27 protein-coding genes are annotated in these 25,485 nt (G+C 75.2%); 6 read left to right on the forward strand and 21 right to left on the reverse strand.

Annotated elements, in window-relative coordinates; translation table 11 throughout:
* Nucleotides 1-12: 12 nt before the first annotated feature.
* From ACRAKJ_RS30120 to ACRAKJ_RS30165, 10 genes are all read right to left on the reverse strand, one after another.
* The gene (locus ACRAKJ_RS30120) at nt 13-789 is read right to left on the reverse strand and encodes an ATP-binding cassette domain-containing protein (RefSeq protein ID WP_438920883.1); all 777 of its coding nucleotides are present in this window, start codon (nt 787-789) and stop codon (nt 13-15) included.
* Entirely contained in the window at nt 786-1,808 is a 1,023-nt protein-coding gene (locus ACRAKJ_RS30125) for an iron chelate uptake ABC transporter family permease subunit (RefSeq protein WP_438920882.1), read from the reverse strand. The genes ACRAKJ_RS30120 and ACRAKJ_RS30125 overlap by 4 nt, the downstream gene beginning before the upstream one ends.
* Nucleotides 1,805-2,803 carry an iron chelate uptake ABC transporter family permease subunit gene (locus ACRAKJ_RS30130; protein ID WP_438920881.1) on the reverse strand — a complete coding sequence of 333 codons (999 nt, stop codon included), beginning with the start codon at nt 2,801-2,803 and terminating at the stop codon, nt 1,805-1,807. The genes ACRAKJ_RS30125 and ACRAKJ_RS30130 overlap by 4 nt, the downstream gene beginning before the upstream one ends.
* Complete coding sequence (locus ACRAKJ_RS30135; protein ID WP_438920880.1) at nt 2,800-3,807, reverse strand: ABC transporter substrate-binding protein; 1,008 nt, start codon at nt 3,805-3,807, stop codon at nt 2,800-2,802. The genes ACRAKJ_RS30130 and ACRAKJ_RS30135 overlap by 4 nt, the downstream gene beginning before the upstream one ends.
* A 47-nt stretch (nt 3,808-3,854) precedes the next feature.
* Nucleotides 3,855-4,721, reverse strand: a complete 867-nt coding sequence (locus ACRAKJ_RS30140) for an SIP domain-containing protein (protein ID WP_438920879.1) — start codon at nt 4,719-4,721, stop codon at nt 3,855-3,857.
* On the reverse strand, nt 4,718-4,960 hold the full coding sequence (locus tag ACRAKJ_RS30145; RefSeq protein WP_438920878.1) for a phosphopantetheine-binding protein: 243 nt from the start codon (nt 4,958-4,960) through the stop codon (nt 4,718-4,720). The genes ACRAKJ_RS30140 and ACRAKJ_RS30145 overlap by 4 nt, the downstream gene beginning before the upstream one ends.
* Nucleotides 4,957-5,631 (reverse strand): isochorismatase family protein, encoded by a 675-nt coding sequence (locus ACRAKJ_RS30150; protein WP_438920877.1) that lies wholly within the window; start codon nt 5,629-5,631, stop codon nt 4,957-4,959. Before ACRAKJ_RS30150 ends, ACRAKJ_RS30145 begins: the two co-directional genes overlap by 4 nt.
* 5 nt (nt 5,632-5,636) lie before the next feature.
* Complete coding sequence (locus ACRAKJ_RS30155; protein WP_438920876.1) at nt 5,637-7,280, reverse strand: AMP-binding protein; 1,644 nt, start codon at nt 7,278-7,280, stop codon at nt 5,637-5,639.
* The gene (locus ACRAKJ_RS30160; RefSeq protein WP_438920875.1) at nt 7,277-8,476 is read right to left on the reverse strand and encodes an isochorismate synthase; all 1,200 of its coding nucleotides are present in this window, start codon (nt 8,474-8,476) and stop codon (nt 7,277-7,279) included. Before ACRAKJ_RS30160 ends, ACRAKJ_RS30155 begins: the two co-directional genes overlap by 4 nt.
* 139 nt (nt 8,477-8,615) lie before the next feature.
* On the reverse strand, nt 8,616-9,389 hold the full coding sequence (locus tag ACRAKJ_RS30165) for a 2,3-dihydro-2,3-dihydroxybenzoate dehydrogenase (protein WP_438920874.1): 774 nt from the start codon (nt 9,387-9,389) through the stop codon (nt 8,616-8,618).
* 232 nt (nt 9,390-9,621) lie between these two features.
* On the opposite strand from ACRAKJ_RS30165, the gene ACRAKJ_RS30170 reads away from it, so the two are divergent.
* Genes ACRAKJ_RS30170 through bla form a run of 4 tightly spaced genes read left to right on the forward strand, consistent with a single transcriptional unit; the run spans nt 9,622 to nt 13,294 of the window.
* Nucleotides 9,622-10,269: a PAS domain-containing protein gene (locus ACRAKJ_RS30170; RefSeq protein WP_438920873.1), complete on the forward strand. Its 648-nt coding sequence runs from the start codon at nt 9,622-9,624 to the stop codon at nt 10,267-10,269.
* 29 nt (nt 10,270-10,298) lie between these two features.
* Complete coding sequence (locus ACRAKJ_RS30175; protein WP_438920872.1) at nt 10,299-11,438, forward strand: alanine racemase; 1,140 nt, start codon at nt 10,299-10,301, stop codon at nt 11,436-11,438.
* Between the two features lie 3 nt (nt 11,439-11,441).
* Entirely contained in the window at nt 11,442-12,362 is a 921-nt protein-coding gene (locus ACRAKJ_RS30180; protein ID WP_438920871.1) for an ornithine cyclodeaminase family protein, read from the forward strand.
* Nucleotides 12,359-13,294: a class A beta-lactamase gene (gene bla / locus ACRAKJ_RS30185; protein ID WP_438920870.1), complete on the forward strand. Its 936-nt coding sequence runs from the start codon at nt 12,359-12,361 to the stop codon at nt 13,292-13,294. Before ACRAKJ_RS30180 ends, bla begins: the two co-directional genes overlap by 4 nt.
* Nucleotides 13,295-13,301: 7 nt before the next feature.
* Here the strand turns inward: bla and ACRAKJ_RS30190 are convergent, their stop codons facing one another.
* From ACRAKJ_RS30190 to ACRAKJ_RS30205, 4 genes are all read right to left on the reverse strand, one after another.
* Entirely contained in the window at nt 13,302-14,084 is a 783-nt protein-coding gene (locus ACRAKJ_RS30190; protein WP_438920869.1) for a DUF899 family protein, read from the reverse strand.
* A gap of 81 nt (nt 14,085-14,165) precedes the next feature.
* Nucleotides 14,166-15,605 (reverse strand): amidohydrolase family protein, encoded by a 1,440-nt coding sequence (locus ACRAKJ_RS30195; protein WP_438920868.1) that lies wholly within the window; start codon nt 15,603-15,605, stop codon nt 14,166-14,168.
* 328 nt (nt 15,606-15,933) lie between these two features.
* Nucleotides 15,934-16,329 carry a bacteriophage spanin2 family protein gene (locus ACRAKJ_RS30200; RefSeq protein ID WP_438920867.1) on the reverse strand — a complete coding sequence of 132 codons (396 nt, stop codon included), beginning with the start codon at nt 16,327-16,329 and terminating at the stop codon, nt 15,934-15,936.
* A 264-nt stretch (nt 16,330-16,593) separates the two neighbouring features.
* Nucleotides 16,594-18,042 (reverse strand): DHA2 family efflux MFS transporter permease subunit, encoded by a 1,449-nt coding sequence (locus ACRAKJ_RS30205; RefSeq protein WP_438920866.1) that lies wholly within the window; start codon nt 18,040-18,042, stop codon nt 16,594-16,596.
* Between the two features lie 188 nt (nt 18,043-18,230).
* Here ACRAKJ_RS30205 and ACRAKJ_RS30210 point away from each other — a divergent pair, with 188 nt between their 5' ends.
* Complete coding sequence (locus ACRAKJ_RS30210) at nt 18,231-18,788, forward strand: GNAT family N-acetyltransferase (RefSeq protein WP_438920865.1); 558 nt, start codon at nt 18,231-18,233, stop codon at nt 18,786-18,788.
* A gap of 251 nt (nt 18,789-19,039) precedes the next feature.
* On the opposite strand, the gene ACRAKJ_RS30215 is transcribed toward ACRAKJ_RS30210, so the two are convergent.
* Both ACRAKJ_RS30215 and ACRAKJ_RS30220 read right to left on the reverse strand, forming a co-directional pair.
* Nucleotides 19,040-20,665: a glucuronyl esterase domain-containing protein gene (locus ACRAKJ_RS30215; protein WP_438926434.1), complete on the reverse strand. Its 1,626-nt coding sequence runs from the start codon at nt 20,663-20,665 to the stop codon at nt 19,040-19,042.
* 218 nt (nt 20,666-20,883) lie between these two features.
* Complete coding sequence (locus ACRAKJ_RS30220) at nt 20,884-21,177, reverse strand: hypothetical protein (RefSeq protein ID WP_438926435.1); 294 nt, start codon at nt 21,175-21,177, stop codon at nt 20,884-20,886.
* Between the two features lie 80 nt (nt 21,178-21,257).
* Between ACRAKJ_RS30220 and ACRAKJ_RS30225 the strand changes: the two genes are divergently transcribed.
* Complete coding sequence (locus ACRAKJ_RS30225) at nt 21,258-21,764, forward strand: RDD family protein (RefSeq protein ID WP_438926436.1); 507 nt, start codon at nt 21,258-21,260, stop codon at nt 21,762-21,764.
* Here the strand turns inward: ACRAKJ_RS30225 and ACRAKJ_RS30230 are convergent.
* From ACRAKJ_RS30230 to ACRAKJ_RS30250, 5 genes are all read right to left on the reverse strand, one after another.
* Entirely contained in the window at nt 21,757-22,401 is a 645-nt protein-coding gene (locus tag ACRAKJ_RS30230; RefSeq protein WP_438926437.1) for a response regulator, read from the reverse strand. The two genes, ACRAKJ_RS30225 and ACRAKJ_RS30230, sit on opposite strands and share 8 nt — an antisense overlap.
* Nucleotides 22,401-23,588 carry a histidine kinase gene (locus tag ACRAKJ_RS30235; RefSeq protein ID WP_438926438.1) on the reverse strand — a complete coding sequence of 396 codons (1,188 nt, stop codon included), beginning with the start codon at nt 23,586-23,588 and terminating at the stop codon, nt 22,401-22,403. The genes ACRAKJ_RS30230 and ACRAKJ_RS30235 overlap by 1 nt, the downstream gene beginning before the upstream one ends.
* 32 nt (nt 23,589-23,620) lie before the next feature.
* Nucleotides 23,621-24,067, reverse strand: a complete 447-nt coding sequence (locus ACRAKJ_RS30240; protein WP_438926439.1) for a hypothetical protein — start codon at nt 24,065-24,067, stop codon at nt 23,621-23,623.
* A 258-nt stretch (nt 24,068-24,325) separates the two neighbouring features.
* Nucleotides 24,326-24,646 carry a hypothetical protein gene (locus ACRAKJ_RS30245; protein ID WP_438926440.1) on the reverse strand — a complete coding sequence of 107 codons (321 nt, stop codon included), beginning with the start codon at nt 24,644-24,646 and terminating at the stop codon, nt 24,326-24,328.
* Between the two features lie 99 nt (nt 24,647-24,745).
* The gene (locus ACRAKJ_RS30250) at nt 24,746-25,279 is read right to left on the reverse strand and encodes a hypothetical protein (RefSeq protein ID WP_438926441.1); all 534 of its coding nucleotides are present in this window, start codon (nt 25,277-25,279) and stop codon (nt 24,746-24,748) included.
* Between the last annotated feature and the right edge of the window lie 206 nt (nt 25,280-25,485).

Here is a 25,485-nt window from a genome sequence, read left to right on the forward strand (position 1 = left end):
GGTGCGCCGCGCTCAGAGCGACGGCACGACCATGGGTGTGCCGGTCACCGGGTCGGGCACGACGATGCTGGGCAGGTCGAAGACCTCCTTGACCAGCTCGGCGTCGACGATGTCGGCGGCGGCGCCCTGGGCGACGACCCGGCCGCCCTTCACGGCGACCAGGTGGTCGGCGTACCGGCACGCCTGGTTGATGTCGTGCAGCACCGCGATGACGGTGCGGCCCTCGTCGCGCAGCCGGGCCAGCAGGGCCAGCAGCTGGTACTGGTGGGCGATGTCGAGGAACGACGTGGGTTCGTCCAGCAGCAGGTAGGGCGTCCGCTGGGCCAGCACGACGGCGACCCACACGCGTTGCCGCTGCCCGCCGGACAGCTCCTGCACGGGCCGGTCGGCGAGCGCCGTGACGTCGGCGGCGGCCATCGCCTCGACGACGGCGGCCTCGTCCTCCTCGGACCACGTGGACAGCAGCGACTGGTGCGGGAACCGGCCCCGGGCGACGAGCTGCCGGACCCGGATGTCGTCGGGCGCCACCGGGTCCTGGGGCAGGAAGCCCAGTTCCCGGGCCAGCGCCTTGCTCGGGTACGAGCCCACCTCGCGGTCGTCGAAGAGCACGTGCCCGTCGGCCGGGCGCAGCAGCCGCACGAAGGCGCGCAGCAGGGTCGACTTGCCGCAGGCGTTGGGCCCGACGATCGCGGTGAACGCGCCGTCGGGCACGTCGAGGTCGAGCCGCGTGGAGACCACGCGGTCGCCGTAGCGCAGCGTCAGGTCCCTGGCGGTCAGGCGCGTGGTCACGCTCTCCGCACCTCCTTGGTGAGCAGCCAGATCAGGTAGCAGCCGCCGATGGCCGTGCTGACCACGCCGACGGGCAGGGCGACGGGCGCGAGCAGCACCTGGGCGACCAGGTCCGCGCCCTGGAGGAGCACCGCGCCGGTCAGCGCGGCGGGCAGCAGCGGCACGCCGGGCGCGCGGGCCAGCCGCCTGCCGATCTGCGGCGCGGCCAGCGCGATGAACGCGATGGGCCCCGCGACGGCGGTGACGGTGGCCGTGCAGCCGACGCCGATGAGCACGAGCAGCAGCCGCAGCCGGTCCACGCCGACACCGGTGGTGACGGCCATCTCCTTGCCCAGCGCGTCCTGGTGCACCGCGTGGGAGCGCAGCACCAGCACGGCCAGCAGCACGGCGATGACGGCGAACGGGATGCGCACGTCCTCCCAGTCGACGCCGTTGAGGGAGCCCGCGCTCCACCCCACGGCGGCGATGGCGACCTCCAGCTCCGCCCGCAGCACGATCCACGAGTTGACCGCGGTCAGGACCGCGTTGACCGCGATGCCGATGACGACGAGCCGCAGCCCGGACAGCCCGCCGCCCGAGGACAGCAGGTAGACGGCCGCCGCGGCGAGCACGCCGCCCACCACCGAGGCGGTGGTCAGCTGCGCGGACGTGCCGGACAGCACGGTGATCGCGACCAGCGCGCCGGTGTAGGCGCCCGCGTCCAGGCCGATGACGTCCGGGCTGCCCATGGGGTTGCGGGTGATGTTCTGGAAGATCGCCCCGGCCACGCCGAGCGCCGCGCCGAACACCAGGCAGGCGAGCACGCGCGGCAGCCGCCACTCGCGGATCACCACGCTCGACCCGCCGCTCGACCCGGTGAGCGCGGCGAACACCTTCGCCGGGTTCGCCCACGTGGCGCCGTAGGACAGGCCGAGGAACCCGAGGCCCAGGACGACCACGGTCATCGCCGCGACCAGCACCAGCGTCCGCCGCTCGACCCGGACCGAGACCGGGCCGCGGCGCAGCACGACCGCGCTCACAGCGCCGCCGCCCCGTACCGCCGGACCGCCCAGATCAGCACCGGGCCGCCGAGGAACGCGGTCACGACCGCGACCGGCACCTCGCCGGTCGGCAGCAGCACCCGCGACCCGATGTCGGCCAGCAGCAGCAGGACGGGGCCGAGGACGGTCGCGTAGACCACCAGCCACGGCACCGAGCTGCCCGCCATCCGCCGCGCCAGGTGCGGCACGATCAGGCCGACGAACAGGATCGGGCCAGCCACCGCGGTCGCCGCGCCGGCCAGCACGGTGGTCAGCACCAGCGTGGTGACCCGGACGCGGGCGACGTTCGCGCCCAGCGTGTGCGCCACGGTGTCGCCGAGCGCGACCGCGTTGAGCTGCCTGCTCAGCAGCAGCGCGCCCGCCACCGCGACGGCGATGGCGAGCAGCGGCAGCGTCGTCGGGGCCTGCTCGCGGCCCGCGAGGGACCCGACCGACCAGAAGCGGTACTCGTCGAACACGTCCGGCAGCACCAACCTCAACCCCAGGGACACGCCCGCCAGCACGGAGCTGAGGGCGACGCCGGTGAGCACCAGCCGCAGCGGCGACCGGCGGCCCACCGAGTACACGAGCACGGCGGCGACCACCGCGCCGAGCACGGCGAGGACCAGTTCCCCCGCCGCCGACGCGGTGGCGCCCAGCGCCGAGCCCACGGTGATCGCGAACCCGGCCCCCGCCGTGACGCCGAGGACGCCGGGCTCCGCCAGCGGGTTCCTCGACAGGACCTGCACGAGCACGCCCGCGACGGCGAGCGCGGCGCCCGCGCCGACGGCCAGGACGGCGCGGGGCAGCCGGATGTCGCGGACCACGACGTGGTCGCTCGACCCGTCGTGGTCCAGCAGTGCCCGCACGACCTCGGCCGGGGCGACGGCGTGGGCGCCGATGCCGACGCTGATCACCGCCACCCCGATCAGCACGGCCAGTGCGGCGACCAGCAGCACGACCCGTGCGCCCGGCAGCCGGCGCGTGGCGGTCACTTGGTCAGCAGCGGCGCGAACGCCTCGTCGACCGCGTCCAGCGTCTTCATCGCGGAGCGGTAGGTGGCCGCCTCGGTGTAGCGGAACGGGAACGTCTTGCCGGCCTTGACGGCGGGCAGTTCCTTCCACAGCGGGGAGTCCATGACGTACTGGACCGGGGCGGGGACCTTGCCGTCGGCGGCGACCGAGTAGGTGATGGCGTCGGCCTCGCTGAACGCCGCGGTCAGCTCCTCGATGGACGGGTACTCGCTGACGTCCTTCGAGCCGCCGCCCTTGACCTTGACCTGGCCGTAGTAGGTCGCGCCGGCGTCCTGGGCGACGTTGGTGCCCCAGGAGCCGTTGAACTCGCGCTGGAAGTTGCCCTTGGCGACCTCGCCGTACGCGCCGACGTGGCCGAGCTTCAGGGTCGGCAGCACGGCGGCGTACTTGTCCTTGAGGCCCTTGGCCTTCTCCTCGTACTCGGACTTCACCGCGTCGAACGCGGACAGCGCGCCCGCCGCGTCGGCCTGCTTGCGGGACAGGTCGCGCCACGCCGACGGCACCGACGGGCCGATGGCGACGACCGGCGCGATGGCCTCCAGGCGCTTGAGGTCGATGTCGGCGAGCACCGGCTTGGGCACGCCGATGACGATCAGGTCCGGCTCGGCCTGCGCGATGGCCTCGTAGTTGGTCTCGGCCGCCGACTCGCCCGCGACCTTGGCCAGCTCCTGGTACTTCTTGAGGTCCTCCGCGCTCATCAGCGGCTCGCCGCGCTTCCACGAGGAGATCCCGACGAGGGGCGCGTCCGCCTCCAGCAGGGCGGGCACGGCGTACCCGGTGGCCACCACCCGCTTGGGCGAGACCGGGATCGTGATGTCGCCGTTGTCGGCGGTGAAGACCCGGGTCGTGGGCTCGGCGGAGGCCGGCGCACCGGTGCCGGCGTCGTCGGCGGAGCCGCAGCCGACGGCGGCGACGAGGGTGAACGCCAGCGCGGCGGCGAGGCGGGGGGTTCTGGCGATGGACATCGGGGTTTCCTCGGGATTCGGTGGTGCGGGGGTCGGTGGTGCGGGGGTCAGTGGTCGTGGTCGTCGTCGAAGTCGGCGACGCCGCGCTTCCAGTAGCCGGTGACGTCGTGGTCGGCCTTGGCCAGGCCCAGCTCGTCGCGGACCCAGCGGCGCAGCGGCTTGATCGAGCCCGCCTCGCCCGCGACCCACGCGTAGAGGCGTTCGCCGTCGGGCACCTCGACCGCGCGCACGGCGTCCGCCAGGAGGGTCGTGGTGCCGGCCGGGGCGTCGCCGCGGTGCAGCCAGCGCACCTCGACGTCCTCGGGCGCGGACAGCTCGATCTCCTCGCCGGCGTCCGCGACCTCGATGAACGCCCAGCCGGCCGCGGTGCGCGGCAGCTCCTCCAGCCACCGGGCGATGGCGGGCAGGGCGGTGAGGTCGCCCGCGAGCAGGTAGCGGTCGTAGTCGTGCGGCACGATCAGCCCGCCGGGCGGGCCGGCGACGTGCACGACCGCGCCGGGCTCGACCGAGCGCGCCCAGTCCGAGCCGAGGCCGCCGCCGTGCAGCGCCACGTCGATGTCCAGCTCGCCGGTGGCCGGGTCGTAGCGGCGCACGGTGTACTCGCGCGACGTCGGCGAGGGCCGCGGCCAGCGCAGCACGTTCCCGTTCTGCTCGGGCAGGCGCAGGGTGCCGTCCGGTTCGGGGAAGAGCAGCTTCACGTGCTCGTCGGGCGCGTGCGCCTCGAAGCCCTCGGTGCCCGGACCGCCCAGCGTCACGCGCAGCAGCCCGGAGCCGACCGCGGTGGTGCGCACGACCTCGGCCGCGCGGACGCGGATGGGGTAGCCCACCTTCTCCGCGCCCCGCCCCTCGCCGCCGCCCGCGCGCACCTCGGCGATGCGCTCCAGGTGCCGGTCGCGGTGGTCGACGCGGCTCACGCGGACGCCCCGGTGACCAGCTCGGTCCAGCGCTCCAGGCGCGGTTCCTCGGCGAGGTCGGCGAACTCCAGGTCGGTGGCCCCGGCGGCGCGCCAGCGCTCGACGAGGCTCATGATCCGCATCGAGTCCAGCCCGAGGTCGAGCAGGTCGGCGTCCTGGTCGACCTCGGCGGGCTCGACGCCGAGCAGGTCGGCGACGTCGGCGCGGAGGCGGTCGGCGGTCAGGGGCGTGGTGGTCATCGCGGTGCTCCTGCGGGGATCTGCGCCGGGGCGGCCAGCGCGGCCAGCACGTCGGCGGTGGTGGTGACGACGCCGCAGCGCTGCGCGACGTACTCGCACGCCTGGTCGTGCCGCTCCCGGGAGAAGTCGGCGACGGCGTCGTTGACCAGGAACGGCCGCACGTCGCGCATGAACGCCTCGACGGCGGTGGCCTGGCAGCCGATGTGCGCGTAGACGCCGGTGATCAGCAGCTGGTCGCGGCCCGCCTCGGCGAGCTGGTCGGCGAACGCGCTGCGCTGGAACGCGCTGTAGCGCCACTTGGTCAGCACGGTGTCGCCCGGCGCGGGGGCCAGCTCGGGGATGATGTCGGCGGCGCGCGGGTCGTCGTCGATGACCGCGCCGATGCCCGCACCCCAGAACTCGGTGAGCAGGCCGCGGTCGGCGGCGTCCTGCCGGCCGGGCTGCGCGGTGTAGAACACCGGCACGCCCCGCTCGCGCGCGGACGCGACCAGCGCGGCGATGTTGGCCGTCATCTCCGGGACCGGCGCGCCCTCGTAGGGGGCCAGGAAGTAGCGCTGCACGTCGTGCACGAGCAGCGCCGCGCGGGACGCGTCGGGCCGCCAGGACACCCGGCCGGCCGGGACCTCGTCCGCCGTGGGCAGCGGGTAGGGCTGGATCTTGGGCAGGGACACGGGTGTCACCCCTTCTTCTCGGCCAGGGCGGCCAGGGCCGCCCGCAGTTCGCGCTTGCTGGTCTTGCCGACCCCGGTCACCGGGAACTCCCCGACGACCTGGACCAGGTCGGGCACCTTGAACGCCGCGACGCCGCGGTCGCGCACGAAGCGGCGCAGCTCGGCGCCGGTGGGCGAGGCGCCCGCGGCGGGCACGACGTAGGCGCACGTCCGCTCGCCCAGGTAGGCGTCGGGCACCGCGACGACGGCGGCGTCCAGCACGTCCGGGTGGGCCATCAGGTGGTTCTCGACCTCTTCGGCGGCGACCTTCTCCCCGCCCCGGTTGATCTGCTCCTTGGCCCGGCCGACGACCTCCAGGTGGCCGGTGGGCGTGCGCCGCACCAGGTCGCCGGTCCGGTAGAAGCCGTCCTGGGTGAACGCGGTCGCGTTGTGCTCCCCGGCCCGGAAGTAGCCGCGGATCGTGTACGGGCCGCGGGTCAGCAGCGCGCCGACCTCCCCGTCCGGCACGACGGCGTCCGAGGGCGCGGCCGGGTCGTCCGGGTCCACGACGCGGACCTCGTCGTCGAGGGAGATCGGGCGGCCCTGCGTGCTCAGCACGACCTCGTCCGGGTCGTCGAGCCGGGTGTAGCAGACCAGGCCCTCGGCCATGCCGAACACCTGCTGCAACCGGCAGCCCAGCGCGGGGCCGATCCGCTCGGCCAGCTCGCGACCGCACTTGGCGCCGCCGACCAGCAGGACCTCCAGCGAGGACAGGTCGTGCCCGGTGCGCGCGGCGGCCTGCACCCAGGCGGCGGCGAGCGGCGGCACGACACCGCTGATCGTCACCCGCTCGGACTCGATGAGCCGGAACGCGGTGTCCGCGTCGGGGCGCGGGGCCAGCACGGTCGCCGCGCCCGCGTGCAGCGCGCCGAGGACGCCGGGCGAGCTGAGCGGGTAGTTGTGCGCGACGGGCAGCGCGGCCAGGTAGACGCTGTCCGGGCGCAGCGCGCAGATGCGGGCGCTCTCCCGGACGCTGTAGAGGTAGTCGTCGTGGGTGCGCGGGATCAGCTTCGGCAACCCGGTGCTGCCGCCGGAGAGCTGGAGGAACGCCACGCCCGCCGGGTCGGGGTCCGCCAGGTCGCGGGGCGCGGTGGCGGCGAGGTCGGCGAACTCCGGCGACCCCACCACGAGGACGTCGCGCACGGACGCCACGTCGTCGGCGACGGCGCGCGCGGTGCCCGCGTGGTCGTGCCGCTCGTGCCGGTCCACGGTGATGATCGCGACGGCCTCGCTCTGCTCGGCGAAGTGCCGCAGCTCGCTGTGCCGGTGGGCGGGCAGCGCGAACACCGGCCACGCGCCGACGCGCCACAGCCCGAACACGACCGGCACGAACTCCGGCACGTTCGGCAGCTGCACCACGACCCGGTCGCCCGGCCGCACGCCCGACTCGACCAGCCCGGCGGCGATCCGGTGCGCCCGCTCGTCCAGCTCGGCGAACGTCCAGCGCGACGCGACGCCGTCGCGCTCACCCACCACGGCGGTCCGACCGGAGTGGGCGGCGGCCAACGCGGTGAGCCACGTGCCGAACGTCTGCCCGCGCCAGTGCCCGGACGCGCGGTAGCGGGCCGCGACGTCGGCGGGCCAGGCGACGTGGTCGACGTTCGCGCTCACGCCGCGCCCTCCAGGCCCAGCGCGCGCAGCAGCGTGCGGAACTTGGCGCTGGTCTCGGCCAGCTCGGCGGCCGGGTCGGAACCGGCGACGATCCCGGCCCCGGCGAACAGCCGCACCGTCCGGTCGCACACCTCGGCGCTGCGGATCGTGACGACCCACTCGCCGTCGCCCTCCAGGCCGGTCCAGCCGACCAGGCCCGAGTAGTAGCCGCGGTCCTCGGGCTCCAGCTCGGCGATGGCGGAGCGGGCGCGCCCGACCGGCACCCCGCACACGGCGGGGGTCGGGTGCAGCGCCTCGGCCAGCGCCAGCGAGGAGGAGCCGGGGTCGGTCGGGTCGGCGAGCCGGCCGGTGATCCGGGTCGACAGGTGCCACATCGTGGGCGTGCCGATGACCACGGGGTCGGCGGGCGCGTCCAGCTCGGCGCAGAAACCGCCCAGCACCCCGGCGACCTGCGCGGCGACGTGCGCGTGCTCGTGGCGGTCCTTCTCCGAGGCCAGCAGCTCCGCGATCCGCCTGCGGTTCTCCGCCTCGTCCGCGACGCGCGGCCGGGACCCGGCCAGCGGGTTGGCCGTCACCACGTCGCCGCGCCGCGACACCAGCAGCTCGGGGCTCGCGCCGACCAGCGTGCGGGGGGCGGGATCGCCGGGGGCGCTGACGTCGACGGCGAAGGCGTGCGCGGCCGGGTCGGCGCGCACCAGGCGGGCCAGCAGCGACGGCACGGCGACCGGGTCGGCGGCGACGAGTTCGAGGCAGCGGGCCAGCACGACCTTGTCCAGCTCGCCCCGGTCGATCAGCTCCAGCGCGGCGCGGACGCCGTCGGCGTAGCCCTCCGGCTCGGGCCGCGGCGTGATGGACCACCGGGTCGAGCCGAACGGCGTGACCGGCACGTCGGCCGCGGAGTTGGCGCCCGACCGGCGCACCAGGGCGGGCACGACCAGGCTGGCCTCGGCGTCGGGCCGGAACCCGATCGCGCCGACGACCACGGGTTCGTCCACGCCGCCCACCGCCGCCGCGTCGAGGGCCTCGGCCGCCGCGCGCGCCCGCGCGCCGTGGCCGGCGCGGACGGTCGTGTGCACGCCGTCGGCGAGCAGCGAACCGCGCGCCGAGGAGAAGTAGAACGACCCCGGCAGGTAGGCGGCCAGCAGGTCGGCCGCCCGGTGCACGGGCCGGGGGCGGACCAGAGCAGGTGGGGACACGTCGTGGTTCCCTTTCGGTGACAGCGCGGAGCGCTCGACAGCCACTGGTGGAGACGAGGTGGGCAGGGGTTCGCCGACGCCCACAGGGCATCCGTGTTGGTTAGCCTAACCTAACTTTAATGCTCGCGAAAGGCGCTCGTCACGCGCGCAGGGTCGCCCCGCCGTCGACGAACAGGTTCTGCATGGTGATGTGGCGCGCGCGGTCGGAGGCCAGGAAGAGGACCGCGTCGGCGATGTCGGCGGGGTCCGCGATGCGGCCCAGCGGGATGCCGACCCGGAACTGCTCCGGGGACCCCGCCACGACCGCGTCGGCACCGTTCTCGTCCGTCCACAACAGACGTTGCATGTCCGTGTCGGTCGACCCGGGCGACACCACGTTGCACCGGATGCCGGAACCGGCCAGCTCCAACCCCAGGCAGCGGGTGAGCATGGTGGCCGCGGCCTTGGACGCCGCGTAGGCACCCATGCCGGTGCGGGGCACGCCGGAGGCGTTCGACCCGACGGTGACCAGCACCCCGTCCCGGCGGGGCACCATCCGGCGCGACACCTCCCGCAGCACGTGGAACACGCCGGTCGCGTTGACCGCGAAGGTGGCCGCCCAGTCCTCGTCGGTGGTGTCGCACACGGCCGCCGGCCGCAGCACCCCCGCCACGGACACCGCGATGCCGATCGGCCCGAGGGTCCGCTCCACCTCGTCCACGACGCCGGCGACCGCCGCGGCGTCGGCGACGTCGGCGACGAAGGGCGTGACCCGGTCGTCCCGGAGGAGGCGCACACCGGGGTCGACGTCGAGCGCGGCGACCGAGGCCCCCGCGCGGACCAGGCCGTCCACCACCGCCGCGCCGATACCGCGAGCCGCGCCGGTCACCAGCGCGACCCTGCCTCCGATGCCCGCACCCCAGTGCTCAGACACGACAACCCCTCCACGACGAGAACTTCGCTTAGGCTTACCTAAGCGCGCCGTCGTGTCCAGTCCCCCGAACAGCCCACCGGCGTGATCTGGATCTCCAGTCGACCGATCAGTCCACTGTGGACAACCTCTCGCCACGCCTGTCGCCGTGCTGTCGCACGGCTGTTGACCTTTGGACTTTTCATCCAAGAGTTGGACGTATAGTCTGAGTCAACCGCCGGGAGAGGGAGGTTCCGTGCCGAACGGGTCCGGGGACGCGGTGCTGGCCGCGCTGCTGCCGGTCGTGGAGGGGTTGGCCGCGACCTTCGGCCCGGCGTGCGAGGTCGTCCTGCACGACTACCGCCGGGGCGAGAACTCCGTGGTCGCGGTGGCCGGGGACGTGACCGGCCGGCAGGTCGGCGGCGCGCTCAGCGAGATCGGCCTGTCCGTGCTGTCCCGGGGCGCCGACGCGGTCAACGACCTGAACTACGTCACGCACGCGCCCAACGGCCGCGTCGTCAAGTCCTCGACGATGCCGCTGCGGGACGCCGACGGGACGCTGATCGGCGCACTGTGCGTCAACCTCGACGTCACCGCGCTGCGCCAGGCGGGCGACCTGCTCGCCGCGATGGGCGGCACGGCGCCGGCGGCGCTGCCGACCACCACCTTCACCAACGACTTCGACGAGGTCGTCGACGCCGTGGTGCGCGCCGAGGAGCTGGCGCGCGGCAAGCCGGTCGACGGCCTGAACCGCGCCGAGCGGCTCGTCCTGCTGCGCGCGCTCGACGAGCGGGGCGTGTTCGCCGTGCGCAATGCGGTGACCCGCGTCGCGACCAGGCTGGGCGTGTCCCGCTCCGGCCTGTACGCCGACCTCGCCGACAGCCGCGGGCGGGCGGACCGATGAGACCGGGCGGACCGACGAGAGGGGCAAGCATGGGGCACGACACCCTGGACCGGGTGGCGACACCGTTCCTGGCACTGGACCGACCGGTGGTCGAGGCGAACGTCGCCCGGCTGCGGCGGCACCTGGACGGGCGGGGCGCGGTGCTGCGACCGCACGTGAAGACGGCCAAGTCCGTCGAGGTGGCGCGACTGGCGTTCGACGGCGGGACCGGTCCGATCACGGTCTCCACGCTGGCCGAGGCCGAGGCGTTCGCCGACGCGGGGTTCACCGACGTGGTCTACGCGGTGGGCATCGCGCCGGACAAGCTCGACCGCGTGGTCGCCCTGCGCCGGCGCGGCGTGGACCTCGTCGTGCTGCTGGACAGCGCGGCGCAGGCGGTCGCGGTCGCCGACGCGTCGCGGGAGCACGGCGCGCCGGTCCCGGCGCTGGTCGAGGTGGACTGCGACGGCCACCGCGGCGGCGTGCGCCCCGGCGACCCGGTCGTGCTCGACATCGCCGAGGCCCTGGTCGGGGGCGGCGCGGAACTGCGCGGCGTGCTGACCCACGCGGGCGAGTCGTACTTCGCGCGCACCCCGGAGGAGCTGGCCGCCGCCGCGGAGGGCGAGCGGCTCGCCGCGGTGCGCGTCGCGGAGGACCTGCGGGCGGCGGGCCACGCGGTCCCGGTGGTGAGCGTCGGCTCGACGCCGACCGCGCACGCCGCGCTCGACCTCACCGGCGTCACCGAGGTCCGGGCGGGCAACTTCGTGTTCTTCGACCTCGTCATGGCGGGCATCGGCGTGTGCTCGGTGGACGACCTGGCCCTGTCGGTGGTCGTCACCGTCATCGGGCACCGACCGGACAAGGGCTGGATCATGACCGACGGCGGGTGGATGGCGACCTCGCGCGACCGCGGCACGGCCCGCCAGACCGTGGACCAGGGCTACGGCCTCGTCGCGGACCTCGACGGGAAGCTCCACCACGACCTGCTGATGACCGACGCGAGCCAGGAGCACGGCACGCTGTCCCTGCGGCCGGGCAGCGCCGCCGCCCTGCCGGACCTGCCGGTGGGCACGCGGGTGCGGGTGCTGCCCAACCACGCGTGCGCGACCGCCGCGCAGCACGACCGCTACCACGTGACCCCCGGGTCGCGGGACGTCCTGGCCGTGTGGCCGCGCGTGCGGGGCTGGTGAACCGTGCGCTTCCTCTCCGAGGCCCGGTCCGCGGCCCTGATCGACGAGCGGATCGCCTACGACGCCGTCCGCGCCGCGTTCCTCGCCGCCGCCGACTCCGCGTCCTTCCCCACCGTGCACGGCCACGGGTCCGACCCGGCCAACCGCTTCACGGTCAAGTCCGCCTCGTCCGCCGACCTGGCGGGCGTCAAGGTCGGCAGCTACTGGCCCGGCAACGACGCCGCGGGCCTGCCGCGCCACAACTCGACCGTGCTGCTGGTCGACCAGTCCACGGGCCGGATCGGCGCGGTCGTCGAGGCGGGCGTGGTGAACGCCTACCGCACCGCCGCGGCCGACGCCGTGGCCGCCGACGTCCTGGCCCGGCCCGACGCGAGCACGCTGGCCGTCTTCGGCACCGGGCACCAGGCGCTGTACGAGTGCGTCGCGCTGGCCCGCGTCCGTCCACTGGAGACGGTCCACGTCGTGGCCCGCTCGGCGGAGCGCGGCGAGCGCTTCGTCGCCGCCCTGGTCGACCGCGGCCTGCCCGCCCGGCTCACGCCCGCCCGCGAGGCGTGCCGCGCCGACCTCGTCGTCACCGCGACCACCGCCACCGCGCCGCTGTTCGACGCGGACTGGATCGAGCCCGGCACCCACGTGGCGAGCATGGGCTCCGACGCGCGCGGCAAGCAGGAGCTGCCACCGGCGCTGCTGGAGCGGGCGCGGCTGTTCTGCGACCTGCCCGCCCAGTCGGTCGCCATCGGCGAGTTCCAGCACGTGGCCGACCGGGTCGCGGACGGCTCGCTGACCCTGACCGCGGTGGGCGATGTGCTGGCCGGGCGCGCCGAGGGGCGGCGTTCCCCGGACGACACCACGGTCTTCGACAGCTCCGGCCTGGCACTCCAGGACCTGCACGTGGCCGCGGCGCTGCTGGCGGCGTCGACGTGAGGCGGTCCGCCGCCGCGGTCCTCGCGCTCGCCGTGCTCACCGGGTGCGCGGCCCGGCCGGCCCCGCCGTCACCCGGCACCGCCGCATCGTCCGGCACCGCGTCATCCGGCACCGCGTCACCCGGCACGGCCTCGGCGAGCGCCACCCCGGCCGCGGACGGCGAGTTCGCCCGGTTGGAGGCGGAGTTCGGCGCCGCGCTCGGCGTGTACGCGCTGGACACCGGCACCGGCCGCGAGATCGCCTACTGCGCCGACCGGAGGTTCGCGTACGCCTCGACGGTCAAGGCGCTCGCCGTGGGCGCGCTGCTGCGGCAGCGGACGATCCCCGAGCTGGACGAGGTGGTGACCTACGCGCAGGCCGACGTGGTCGCCCACTCCCCCGTCACCGCGGGCCGCGTCGCCACCGGCGTCACGCTGCGCGAGGCGGCCGACGCGGCGATCCGGCTGAGCGACAACACGGCGGCGAACCTGCTGTTCCGCGCCCTGGGCGGTCCCGCGGGCCTGGGCGCGGAGCTGCGCGGGGTCGGGGACACCACCACGCACGTGGACCGGGTGGAGACGCAGCTGAACGAGGCCGCGCCCGGCGACGTCCGCGACACCAGCACCCCCCGCGCGCTGGCGGGCAGCCTGCGCGCCTTCACCCTCGGCGACGCGCTCCCCGGGGACGAGCGGGAGTTCCTGGTCGGCCTGCTGCGCGCGAACACCACGGGCGACGACCTGATCCGCGCCGGCCTGCCCGCCGACTGGGTCGTCGGGGACAAGACGGGCGCGGGCGGCCACGGGACGCGCAACGACATCGCCGTGGCCTGGCCACCCGGCGGCGCGGCCCCGGTCGTGCTCGCGGTCATGTCGACCCGCGGCACGCCGGGCGCCGGGCACGACGACGCGCTGATCGCCCGCGCCGCCGGGGTGGTGGCCGACCACCTGCGGTGACCCCGGGTCAGTGGCAGTGACCGGCGCGGCCGAGGGTGTCCTCCGCGGTCGCGCCGGGACGGGTCCACTGCGGCGCGGGACGGCCGGTCGCGCCCCAGGTGGGGTTCCCGTCCGCGTCCACGCGCCAGTACCAGCACGGGTGCTGCCCCTCGGGCCAGCCCTCGGGGGTGTCCTGCCACGCCTCGCGGCGGCCGTAGGGCGTCATGTCGAGCAGGGCGAAGGCCGGGTTGAGCGGCTCGTTGCCGCGCCCCGTCGTGGAGTAGGTGAGGAACACGCGGTCGCCGTCGCGCAGGAAGCAGGCGATGTGCCCCATGTCCCCGCCCACCGGGGCCTCCGCGTCGCGCGCCGAGTACCAGGGCTGGGTGTAGCCCATGAACTCGACGTAGGGGGCCACCTCCTCCCACCGCCCCTCGGTCAGGACGGCGAACGAGACGCCGCGGGCGTTGAGGTAGACGGCGTCCCGCAGGCCCCAGGCCGCGGTGGTGCAGCCCTCGCACTGCCCCTGGTGCGGCGCGCCGTCGTGCCACATGTGCTTGTAGACCACGAGTTCGTCGCGGCCCTGGAACAGGTCGAGGAACGGGACCGGGCCGTCGGGTCCGACCACCTCGACCGTCCCGTCGAACTCCACCATCGGCAGCCGGCGGCGGGCCGCGGCGAGCGCGTCGCCCTCGCGGGTGTGGGCCTTCTCGCGGACCAGGAGCTCGTCGCGGGCGGCCTGCCAGGTGGCCAGGTCGACGACGGGTGGCCGGCCCGGTGACGTGGTGGTCGGGTGGCTCGGCGTGGTCGTCATGGTGTCCTCCGCGGTGGTGCCCGGTCGGTGTCCTACGACGTCCTACCAGAGCGGTCCGACATCGCCGGACGTGTCCGGACGTCAGGGCCGGTTCCGGGTGGTGCCGCGGTAGTCCGTGTAGGTGTACGGGTTGTCCCGCACCTCGGGCTCGGGGACGTCCGGGTTCATGCCCTTCGCCCACGCCTCCTCGCCGAGCCGCGAGCGCAGGTGCTCGACCGTCCGCTCGACGCCCGCGCGCACCGCGGCGAGGTCGACGCCGACGAGCCGGTGGTCCCGCTTGACCACGCGGCCGTCCACGACCACCGCCTCCACGTCGCCGCGCTGCGCCTGGAACACCACGTGCCCGTGCGGGTTGAGCAGCGGGAACATCACCGGCGAGCGCTCGTTGCGGATCAGCACCAGGTCGGCCTTCCTGCCGACCTCGACGCTGCCCAGGTCGGCCTCGCGCCCCAGCGCCCGCGCGCCGCCCAGGGTGGCCCACTCCACGACCTGCTCGGCGCGCAGCGACGAGTGCGTGACCGTGCCGCCCTCGGCGTGCGCGGCCAGGTGCTCGCGGGCGCGGTCGGCGCCCAGGGTGGCGCGCATCGCGGAGAACAGGTCGCCGCTCCACCACACCGAGGTGTCCGACGACAGCGACACCGGGATGCCGTGCGCGCGGATCGCCCACGTGGGCGGGTAGCCCTGGCCGGCGCTCTGCTCGCTCTCGGTCGACACGGACACCGAGCCGCCGGTCGCCGCGATGCGCCGGTAGGAGTCCGCGGACAGCGACGCGGCGTGCACGTACACCGTGCCGGGCGTGGCGAAGCCGTGCTCGTGCATGAGCCGCACGCCGTCGTCGCCGGTCGCGCCCCAGACCCCGGCGTGGGTGGTGACCGCGACGCCCAGCTCGCGGGCCACCTCGAACGCGGGCCGCTCCGGGAACGCCGGGTCGCCGGTGACGTCGAAGGCCAGCTGGAGGCCGAGCAGGTCGCCGTCCCCGCCCCGGCGGGCGACGAAGTCCCGGAACGCCGGGTCGGCGCTCCACACCGCCGGTGCCTCGTGGATGTTGCCGTACGCCAGCACGAACCGGCCGGGCACCGCCTCCAGGGCGTCGACGGCGGCGTCGGCGTGCTCGGTGGTGCGCAGGCCGTGCGACCAGTCGACGGTCGTGGTGACGCCGGCGTCCAGCGCCTCGACCGCGCCCAGCAGGTTGCCCGCGTGCACGTCCTCGGGGCGGAAGTGCCTGCCCCACTCCAGGTAGTACCAGGCGAAGTACTGGGTGAGGGTCCAGTCCGCGCCGTAGCCGCGCATCGCGGTCTGCCACAGGTGGCGGTGGGTGTCGACCATGCCGGGCAGGACGATGCCTCCGGTCGCGTCGATCTCGTCCGTGCCGGGCGGCACGTCCAGCCGGGGCCCGACGGCGGCGATCCGGTCGCCGACCACCAGGACGTCGTGGTCGGCGAGCACGCGGTGCCGGGCGTCGACGGTGAGGACGGTGCCGCCGCGCAGGACGAGGGGGCGGCGGTCGCCGGGCACGCTCATCGGCCGCTCCCGGGCATCCTCGCCTGACCGCCGTGCGGACAGCCGTCCGCAGGAGCGCAGTCTTCAACCCCGGCTCGGACCCGTCAACCCCGCGTCTCAGGAGGCCGCACGCGGGGCGGTCTGAGGACGACGCCCGTGCGCGCGGACCACGGCAGGCTCACGACCGCCCGCCCCGCACCGCACCGCCCGCCGGACCCGGGCGCCGGCGTCGACCGGCAGGTGCAGGTCGACGACGAGCACCCGGCGGCCACCGCCACCACCGACCCCGGAGCGCGCATCACGCGGGGGTGGTTGCCGTTCCCTCGGACGGCACCCCCGCGCGGGCGGGTCAGGGGGCGCAGGCGGAGGTGAGCGCGGCCACCTGCGTGGCCTTCGTCTCCAGCCACGCGGCCGGCCGCGTGACCAGGTCGTCCAGGGTCACGCTGCTCAACGTGCCCGCCAGGGCGGTGATGGCCTCGGTGACGGTGGTGTCGGCGGCGCGGGTCGCCAGGTCGCCCAGGGACGCGGCGGTCTCGTGCGCCTGGTCCACCGCCTGCTGCGGCGAGGACGTGTCGAACGAGGTGGTGGCCCGCGTCAGCGCGTCGGCGCAGACCTGGACGGCATTCGCGGTGTTCGCGACGGCGTTGGCGGTGTCGGCCGCGTCCTGCACCGCGCCGCAGGCGCTGAGGGCGGCGACGGCGGCGAGACCGGTGATGGCGGTGGCGAGGCGTGCGGAGGTGCGCATGGTCCGTCCTTCCGGGACGTGAGGGGGCTGCTGCGGTGGACACCGGCGAACACGCGGGTCCTAGCTGCGAACGACCATGAACACACCTCCGGTTCTCGAACGAACCAGAGGTCTCCCCGACCACCGCGAGCGGTGGCGCCGTGACCGAACCGCCACGGGGCGGTCGTAATGACGATCACGGGCTGGGTGGGTACTCCCCTCCGCACCTCCAGGATGGCGAAACACCGCCGCCCTGTCAAACGGCCCCGGCGCCCCCCGCGGGCGTCACGCGTGGGAGTCGGCCTTGCCCCCCTTGATCGCGAGGGAACCGGCCACCGCCACCAGCGAGAGGACCGCCGAGAGCAGGAACGCCGTGTGCATGCCGCCCATCTCGGCGCCGATCGCGGGCTCGCCGGACGCGGCCAGGTCGGCGGCGCGCGCGCTCATCACGCTCACCAGCAGCGCCACCCCGGCCGCGGCGGCCAACTGCTGGGTGGTGCTGAAGACGGCGCTGCCGTGCGAGTAGAGCCGGGACGGCAGCGCGCCCAGGCCGGCGGAGAACAGCGGGGTGAACGAGAACGCCAACCCGAAGCTCAGCGCGAGGTGGAACACCAGGACCAGCGCGGGCGCCGTGGCGGCGTCGAAGCCGGTCGCGAACCACAGGGACCCGCTGGTCGCGATGGTGCCGACGATCAGCAGCAGGCGCGGGCCCACGCGGTCGTAGAGCCGGCCGACGAACGGCGACAGCAGGCCCATCAGCAGACCGCCGGGCAGCAGCAGGAGGCCCGTGGTGAGCGGCTCCAGGCGCAGCACGTTCTGCATGTAGATCGGCAGGATGGTGGCGACGCCGAGCAGCAGGCCCATCATCACCATCATCAGGGCGCTGCTGACGGTGAACGTGCGGAAGGCGAACGTGCGCAGGTCCAGCAGGGCGCGTTCACGGCGCTGGAGCGAGACCTGGCGCAGCACGAACGCGGCGACGCCGAGCACGCCCACGGTGAGCGACGTCCACAGCACGGTGGAGGCGCCCTCGCCGGAGTGGCCGATGCTGGACAGGCCGTAGACCAGGCCACCGAACCCGACCACGGACAGCACGACCGACAGCACGTCCATCGGCGCGTCGCTCGACTCGCCGACCGGCGTCACCCGGCGCAGGCCCAGCACGAGGGTCGCCAGCGAGATCGGGAGCACCACCCAGAACATCGCGCGCCAGCCGGACAGGTCGAGCACCACGCCGCCCACGGTGGGGCCGATGGCGGGCGCGACGGAGATGACGATCGAGATGTTGCCCATCACGGCGCCCCGGCGCGCGGCCGGCACGAGCGTCATGACGGTCGTCATCAGCAGCGGCAGCATGATCGCGGTGCCGAACGCCTGCACGACGCGCGCCGCCATCAGCACCTCGAAGCCGGGCGCGAGCGCCGCGATCAGCGTGCCCGCGCTGAACAGGCTCATCGCCACGCCGAACAGCACGCGCGTGGGCACCCGCTGGATCAGGTAGCCGGTGACCGGGATGACCACCGCCATGGTGAGCAGGAACCCGGCGGTGAGCCACTGGCCGACCGCCGCGGTCACGTCCAGCTCGACCAGCAGCACGGGCAGGGCCACGCCCATGATCGTCTCGTTGAGGATGACGACGAACGTGGCGACGAGCAGCACGGCGATCACGACGCGATCGCCGCGGCCGAGCGCGGGCGGCGACGCGACGGCGTCGGACACACCTGCGGAAGTCATGCAGATCCCCCAGAACGGATGACGGGCGCGGAAAAGGGCGACAGCGCCCCGAACAAGGACAACCCTACCGCCGCGTGCGGTATTCCAGCCGCGCATTTACGCCGCCGGCGGAACACCTCGTGACGTGCCGCGGGCGCGGAGCGGAAATCCGCGTGCCCGCCGGCGGTGTTCCGCGACACCATGGCCGGGTGCCCGCTCCGGTCCCGGTCGACCCCGCCCACCCCGACCCCGACCCCGACCCCGTCCCGGTCGACGCGGCGGGCGGGCGGTCCACGCCCCGGCTGCGCCTGCGGCGCGTGGTGGCGGACGACCTGGACGCGTTCGTCGCGCTCGAAGCGGCCCTGCGGTCCCGGGAGGCACCCCCGCGCGACCCGCCGGACCGCGCGGAGTCCGCCCGCTACCTCGACGCGTTCACGGCGGTGTGGGAGCGCGGGGAGCTGGGCTACTGGGCGATGGTGTTCCGGGGCCGCGTCGCCGGCTTCGGCGGTGTGCAGCCGAAGCCGTGGCGGGGCCGGCGCTGCTGGAACCTGTACTACCGGGTGCACCCCGACCTGTGGGGCCTGGGCCTGGCGACCGAGACGGCGCGCGAGGCGGTCGCCGCCGCCCGGGGGGCGCACCCGTCGTGGCCGGTCCTGGTGGAGACCCGCCCGGACAACGCCGCGGCCGTCGCGGTGGCCGAGCGGGTCGGGTTGACCAGGCGGGAACCGGAGGACGGCTGGGCCGTGCTGCTGCTGGACCCGGCCTGAGCGGGCGCACCCGCGGCCGTCACACCGGTGCCGTCACACCCGCGACGTCACACCCGCGACGCGGTGGCGACCACGGCGGCGCCGCCCTGCGCGACGCAGCCCTGCGCGCCGCCGGGTCGTGACGGGCGTCCTGGCCGGTGCCGCGCGACGCGTGACCGGCCAGGACCATCCACACCGGACGTCCACACGGGAATCGGGCGTCCGGCGCGGTCCGGTGCGGGGGCCTGCCCGCCCCCGCACCGGAACCGCTCCTACCTGGCCGAGCAGGTGGGCGTCATGCCCGCGCCGGAACCGGTGGCCTGGTAGCCGAACTCGGTCGACTGCCCCGCGGCGACGGAGCCGTTGAAGCCGACGTTGGTGAACTCGACCGCGCCGCTGTTCCCGCTGCGGTTGCTGTTCCACGAGTTCGTGACGGTCGCCCCCGCCGGCAGGGTCATCGCGACCGACCACCCGGTGATCGGCGAGGAGCCCGCGGTGACCTTGACCGTGGCGACGAACCCGCCCGTCCACTGGTTGAGCGACACCGACGCCGTGCAGCCGGCACCGCCCGGCGTCGTCGTGGTCGTCGTGGTCGTCGTGGTGGTGCCGGTCGTCGTGGTGGTGGTGCCGGTCGTGGTCGTGGTGGTGGTGGTGGTGGTCGTGGTGGTGTCGCCGGGTCCGTCGGTGAGGGTGGGGGTGGTCCAGTCGCGCCACTGGGCGAGGTTGCCGGTGGCCTTGCTGTGCATCTGGATGCCGCCGGTGAAGGTGCCGGTGTTGCGGAGGAACTTGCCGATGGCCTGCTGGAGGGGGGTGCGCCATTCGGAGCGGTTGGCGCAGTGGGTGCCGTCGGAGACGTTGGAGTGGTAGAGCAGGTTGCTGCCGGCGCCGAGCGCCTTGTAGACCTCGGCGCCGCCGAGGGCGGCGACGGAGGCGGAGCGGGGGCCGAGGTTGGCGATGTGGGGGTTGTCCATCACGAACAGGCCGCGGGGGGCGACCATGGCGACGAGGGAGTGGGTGTCGATGGGGAGGCCGTTGGGGTTTCCGGTGTAGGAGCCGAAGGCGTCGCCGAACCAGGGCTGCTCGCCGTAGGCGCTGGAGAGGGTCTGGCCGCCTTCGGCGTTGACGCCGCGGTAGATCGGCAGGCCGGCGGTGCCGGACTCGATGGGCATGGTCAGGGCGACGCGTTGGTCGAGCACGCCGATGGAGAAGGCGGCTTTGCCGTAGCGGGAGCAGCCGGTGACGCCGAAGGCGTCGGGGCGCAGCACGGTGCCGCCGACCTGTTCGACGACGTCGATGACGCGGGAGGCGCCCCAGGCCCAGGCGGCGAGCAGGCCGGTGGTGCTGGTGTTGCCGTAGAGGGTGTAGAAGGCGCCTTGTTTGTTGGCGCGTCCGGTGCCCTCGCGGCCGACCGCGATGGGGTCGTAGCTGATCACGGCGGCGCCGGCGGCGCGGATGGCGGCGGTGTCCGCGCCGAAGCCGCCCACGACGAGCACGGCGGGGAACGGGCCGGTGCCCGAGGGCAGTTGCACGCCCGCGGAGAAGCTCGCGGAGCGCCCGTTGTGCGCGACGTTGACCGTGATGTTCGTGCCGGACACGGTGCCGGTGACCGTGGCGGGTTTGGCGGGCTTGTCCCCGTAGACGTAGCGCTCGGCGGTCTCGCGGATCTCCGCGCGCCGGCAGCGCCAGTCCGCCTTCGAGGTGATGCGGGTGCCGTTGACCCTGGTGAACGGGTCCGGCAACCGCGAGTTCGACGGCGACGAGCCCGGCAGCGACACCGCGCAGTCCGCCCCGTCGTCCTCCACCGCCGCGGCCACCACCTCACCCGCCGCCCGCGCCGGCGCGGTTTTCGCTATCAGGGTGGCCGATCCGACGACCGTGAGCGCCGCTACCGCTGACATGACGACCGCCGAACGTATCTTCGCGCGGCCCGAACCGATGATCACCCTTGATCTCCTTCCGGGCGGTGGGGGGGGCGACGGCAGCGGCCGATGGCCCCGCGTGCCGACGGCCTAAAGTTTCGATGAGGTTCTCGAAACATGTCAATGCGCCATTCCCCCACCGGTCTCACATGGCCATCACGCCACGTGAAGCCCCCGGCGCGTCTCACGTGGACGGATCACGGGCGGGGCCGCACCCGCGTCCACCGGCGACCGCCCCGCTCGGACCTCGGGGTGGTGGCCGCGACGCAGCGCGGGCACAGCGCGACGACCTGGTCCGCGGTCTGCGCCAGCCACACCGCGTCCGACCACGGGACGTGCCGGAACCGGCCGAGCCGGCTGCGGCTGAGCGCCAGCCCGCACAGCGTCTGGTTGGTGCCCGGCTCCCAGGCGTGCACGTCGCCCGACGGCTGCCGGACACCGTCCTCGTCGACCCACTGGCTGGACGCGGCGACGCACGGTTGAGGACTCACCCCGGCGGTGTACCCGCCGCGGCGCGGACGACACGGACCCCGTCCCGCCGCGCGGAACGACCGGGCGGCACACTACCGACGTGACGAAGCCCGCCGTCGACCCCGCCGGCGCGCGGTCGACCGTCCTGCGCCGCTACTGGCAGCACGTCATCGAGTTCGCCCTGCTGCTGCTCGCCACCCTGCTCGCCCTGGTCCCGGGCGTCCTGGTCGCGGTGGCGGTGATCCGGCTCGGCGGGCCGCCGGGGGCGTTCACCGTGCTGCCCATGGCCGCGATGGTGGTGGTCGCGTTCCTCGGCACGCTGTGGATCGAGGTCTGGTACCCGCACCGGCACGGCGGTTCGACACCCGCGATGCGGTGGCTGGGCCTGCGGATCACCACCCTGCGCGGCGGCGTGCCGTCCCTGCGGGACTACTCCGTGCGCTGGGTGCTGATGGCGGTGGACGGCATGCTGCTGGGGCTGGTCGGCGCGGTGCTGATCGCGGTGACGCCCCGGCACCAGCGGCTCGGGGACCTGGTGGCGCGCACGGTCGTGGTGCGCGTGGTCACCCGACCGGGCGCGGTCACCCGACCGGGCGCGGTCACCTGACCAGGTCGTTGCGCCAGGCCCACACGGCGATCTCGGTGCGGTTGCGGGCCTCGATCTTGCCCTGCACGTTGGCCAGGTGCGACTTCACCGTGGACAGCGAGATCCGCAGCCCGCTCGCGATCTCCGCGTTCGTCCGACCGCGCGCCACGGCCAGCACGACGTCCAGCTCCCGCGCGGTCAGCGGCACGTCCGGCGCGGCGCGCCCCGTCCCGGCGGTGAAGTGCCGCAGCAGCCGCACCGTCACCGACGGCGAGACCATCGCCTCGCCCCGGGCGGCGGCGTGCACCGCCTCCACGAGCAGCCGCGGCCGGATGTCCTTGAGCAGGAACCCGCAGGCGCCGGCCAGGAGCGCCGCGTACACGTTCTCGTCCACGTCGTAGGTCGTCACGACCACCACGCGCAGCGGGTCCTCGACGCCCGGCCCGGCCAGCAGCTCGGTCGCCCGCAGCCCGTCGAGCCGGGGCATCCGGATGTCCATCAGGACCACGTCGGGGCGCAGCCGCCGCGCCAGCCGCACCGCCGCCTCGCCGTCGGCGGCCTCGCTGATCACCTCGATGCCCGGGTCGGCGTCGAGGATGAGCCGGAACCCGGTGCGGACGAGGGTCTGGTCGTCGGCGACGAGCACGCGGATCGGCATCAGGTCCCCCTCGGCAGGTGCTCGAACGGGTCGTCGTCCGGTCCCAGGGGCACCCGCGCGGTGACCAGCCACCGGCCGCCGGGCCGGGGACCGGCGGCCAGCGCGCCGCCCAGGGCCTCGACGCGCTCGGCCATGCCGGTGAGGCCGTAGCCGACGCCGACGGGTCCGGCGGGCACGCCGTCGTTGGCCACCTCCACCACCAGCTCGCCGTCCTCGACGCGGGCGGCGACCCCCACGCCGGTGGCGCGCGGCGCGTGGCGGCGGGCGTTGGTCACCGCCTCCAGCACCACCCGGTGCAGGGCGTCGGACACCTGCGGCGGGAGCGCCAGCGCCTCGACGTCGTCGGCGACCTCCGCGGGCGCGGCGCCGGCCGCCGTGCGCAGCACGTCCCCCGCCCCGCCGCCCGGCGCGGGCAGCGGGTCGTCGCTGCTGCGCAGCAGGCCGACCAGGCGGCGCGTCGCGGTCAGCGCCTCCGCCGCCGCCTCCTCGATCTCGCCGTAGACCTCCTGCGGGTCCTGCACGGGGGCGAGGGGGTTGCCCGCCAGGACCTGCGCCGCGCGGGTCCGCACCACGATCCCGGTGACGTGGTGCGCCACCAGGTCGTGCAGTTCACGGGCCAGTCGCAGCCGGTCGTCGGCGCGGACCCGCTCCAGCTCGCGGCGGTGGCGCGCGTCGGCGTCGCGCAGGACCAGGCCGAGCGCGAGCGCCGCGCCCCAGGCCAGCGCGGCGGCCACGGAGAACAGCGTCGCCGGCGCGTCCGGGCCGTGGCGCGCGACCGGGGCGAGCACGACGGCCGCGCCGGCCGCGACCGCGACGACCGCCGCCCGCACCGGGGGCAGCCGGCGGCACCCGGCGCCGACCAGCAGCACGGCGGCCACGACCTCGGTCACCACCGGGTGCGCTGCGGGCGGCCCGACGAGCAGGGCGCCGAGCGTGCTCAGCAGCGAGAACCCGACGACCGCGCCGGCCAGCGGCCCGACCCGCCGCGGGAACCTGCGGCGCAGCACCGCGAGGACGGCCACCGCGGCGCCCGCGGACGGCAGGACCGCGGTGAGCAGCGGGGCGAGCGGCCCGCTCGGCACGTCCGCGCGGGCCGCGAGCACGCTGTCCGCGACCGTCGCCGCGAGCAGCACGACGACCTCGGCCACGAACACGCTGCGCCGTGCCGGCGGTCCCACGGCGGTCATGCGGGCATTCTCCCGCTCCCGGGGGCCGCCGCCTACCGGGTCCGCCCGACGGCGGCGAAGTAGGCGTTCGACGCGGGCAGGTAGGCCAGCACCAGCGCCGTGACGGCGACCACGCCGCTCCCGTAGCCCGCGGCGTTGCCCTCGCCGGTCACCAGCGACACGACCTGGACCAGCGTGAGCACCGCCAGCACGACGCGCGCCCGGTTGCGGCCCGCCCTGAGCTTGAACGCCAGCCAGAGCTGGACGAGCGCCACCAGCAGCGCGATCCCGGCCGCGAGGCCCAGCGCGACGGTGGCGGCGCCCTGGACCTGCTCGTCGGGCATCGACGGCGCGCCGGACCGCACGGCGTCGACGACCTGTTCGCGCGAGCCGATCAGGAGCGCGATGGTGGCCGGCGCGGTGACGGCGGAGACGAGGAAGCCGAGGAACGCGGCGACGACGGTGGTCGGCGGGGTGGCCCTGTTCGTTGTGGTGGTCATGATCGGCAGCGTAGGGCGGCCCGGAAAGCCTTGCAGCGCAACGGGATTCCGCCTAGTACTTTCGGCCGGGGCGGCACCCCGCGACCCCGGCCTGAAGGACCAGGCGCGGGACCGCCGCGCGCCCGGTCCACATCGGACTCCGCGGGCCGGGGCACGTCGAGCTGGTCACGAGGTCACGCCCGGCCGCGGTGGTCCGCACCGCTCCCCCGGGTCTGCGCCGCGACCTCGACGTGTCCCCGACGGGGGTGATCGGCGGGCTCAGCCGAAGATCGCCCGGACCCGCTCGGCCTCCGCGCCGTCCAGCCAGTGCACGTCGAGCCGCTCCCCGTACCAGTCGAGCACCGCCGCGGAGAGTTCCGCCCACGCGTCCTCGACACCGGGGTCGGCGCGGTCCTCGTACCGCCACCCCGAGGACTCCTCCGCGTCCGGGCGCACGAGGGCCATGTCCACGTAGGTGATCGGGTGCGGCGACGGCCTCATCGCCGGCACGGTGACGAGCAGGTACCCCTCGAACCGGCCGTCGCGCCGGACGGCCGCGACCCGGTCGGCGAACGGGAAGACCTGGCCCGCGCGTTCCACGCGCACGAGCCTAGGCGGCGCGCGGCGGGCCGTCGACGGGCACGGGTCCCCCGCCCGCGCCCGGTCAGCGCGACCGGGCCACAGCCCGCTGCCGCCCGGTCAGGCCCGAACGGGGTCCCCCGTCCACACGACCGGGTCGCGGGTCGCCCGCGCTCCGCCGTCGGCCCACGACCGGCCGACCGCGACCCGGGCGGGGCGCGCCCTCCCCGCCGGCCGGGGCACGCGGTGCACGGCGCGGGCGGCGGCTTCGAGCCGCAGCGACACCTCCTGCTCCTGCCACACCACGACGTCGAACGTGCCCAGGTCCCGCAACGCGGTGAACCCGTGGTCGGCCGAGGCGACCACGAACGAGCGGCAGCCGCGGGCGTGGACGTACCGGGCGTGGGCTAACAGCACCTTCTCCGCCGCGTCGGCGCCGGGCGGCACGACCCAGGTGCAGACGCCCATCTCGGCGAGCACGCTCACCACGCGGTCGGCGGCCGGGTCGTCGCGGCTGTAGCCGGCCATCGCGTGGTGCACCGGGCCGGCCGCGTCCAGCAGGGCGCCGATGCGGGTGCGCACCAGCCCCGGGCTCGGGTTGACCGGCCCCAGCACGTTCTCCACGTCGATCAGCAGCACTTTCGTCTCGCTCACCCGACGATCTTCGACCGGGCGCGGCGCGCGCGGTGGGACCACAACCCCATCAGGTGACCGGGACGCGGCGGGATCGGCGCGCGGCCGGGCCCGGTTCCCCGCCGTGAACCCGCTGGACGGGCGCGGCCCGCTCGGCCACGCTGTGGTGCGCCGACCCCCGACGGGTGATCCGGCCGGGGGAAGACGGGCGGGGAGCGACCACTTCC

The organism is Saccharothrix sp. DSM 118769, assembly GCF_052936295.1.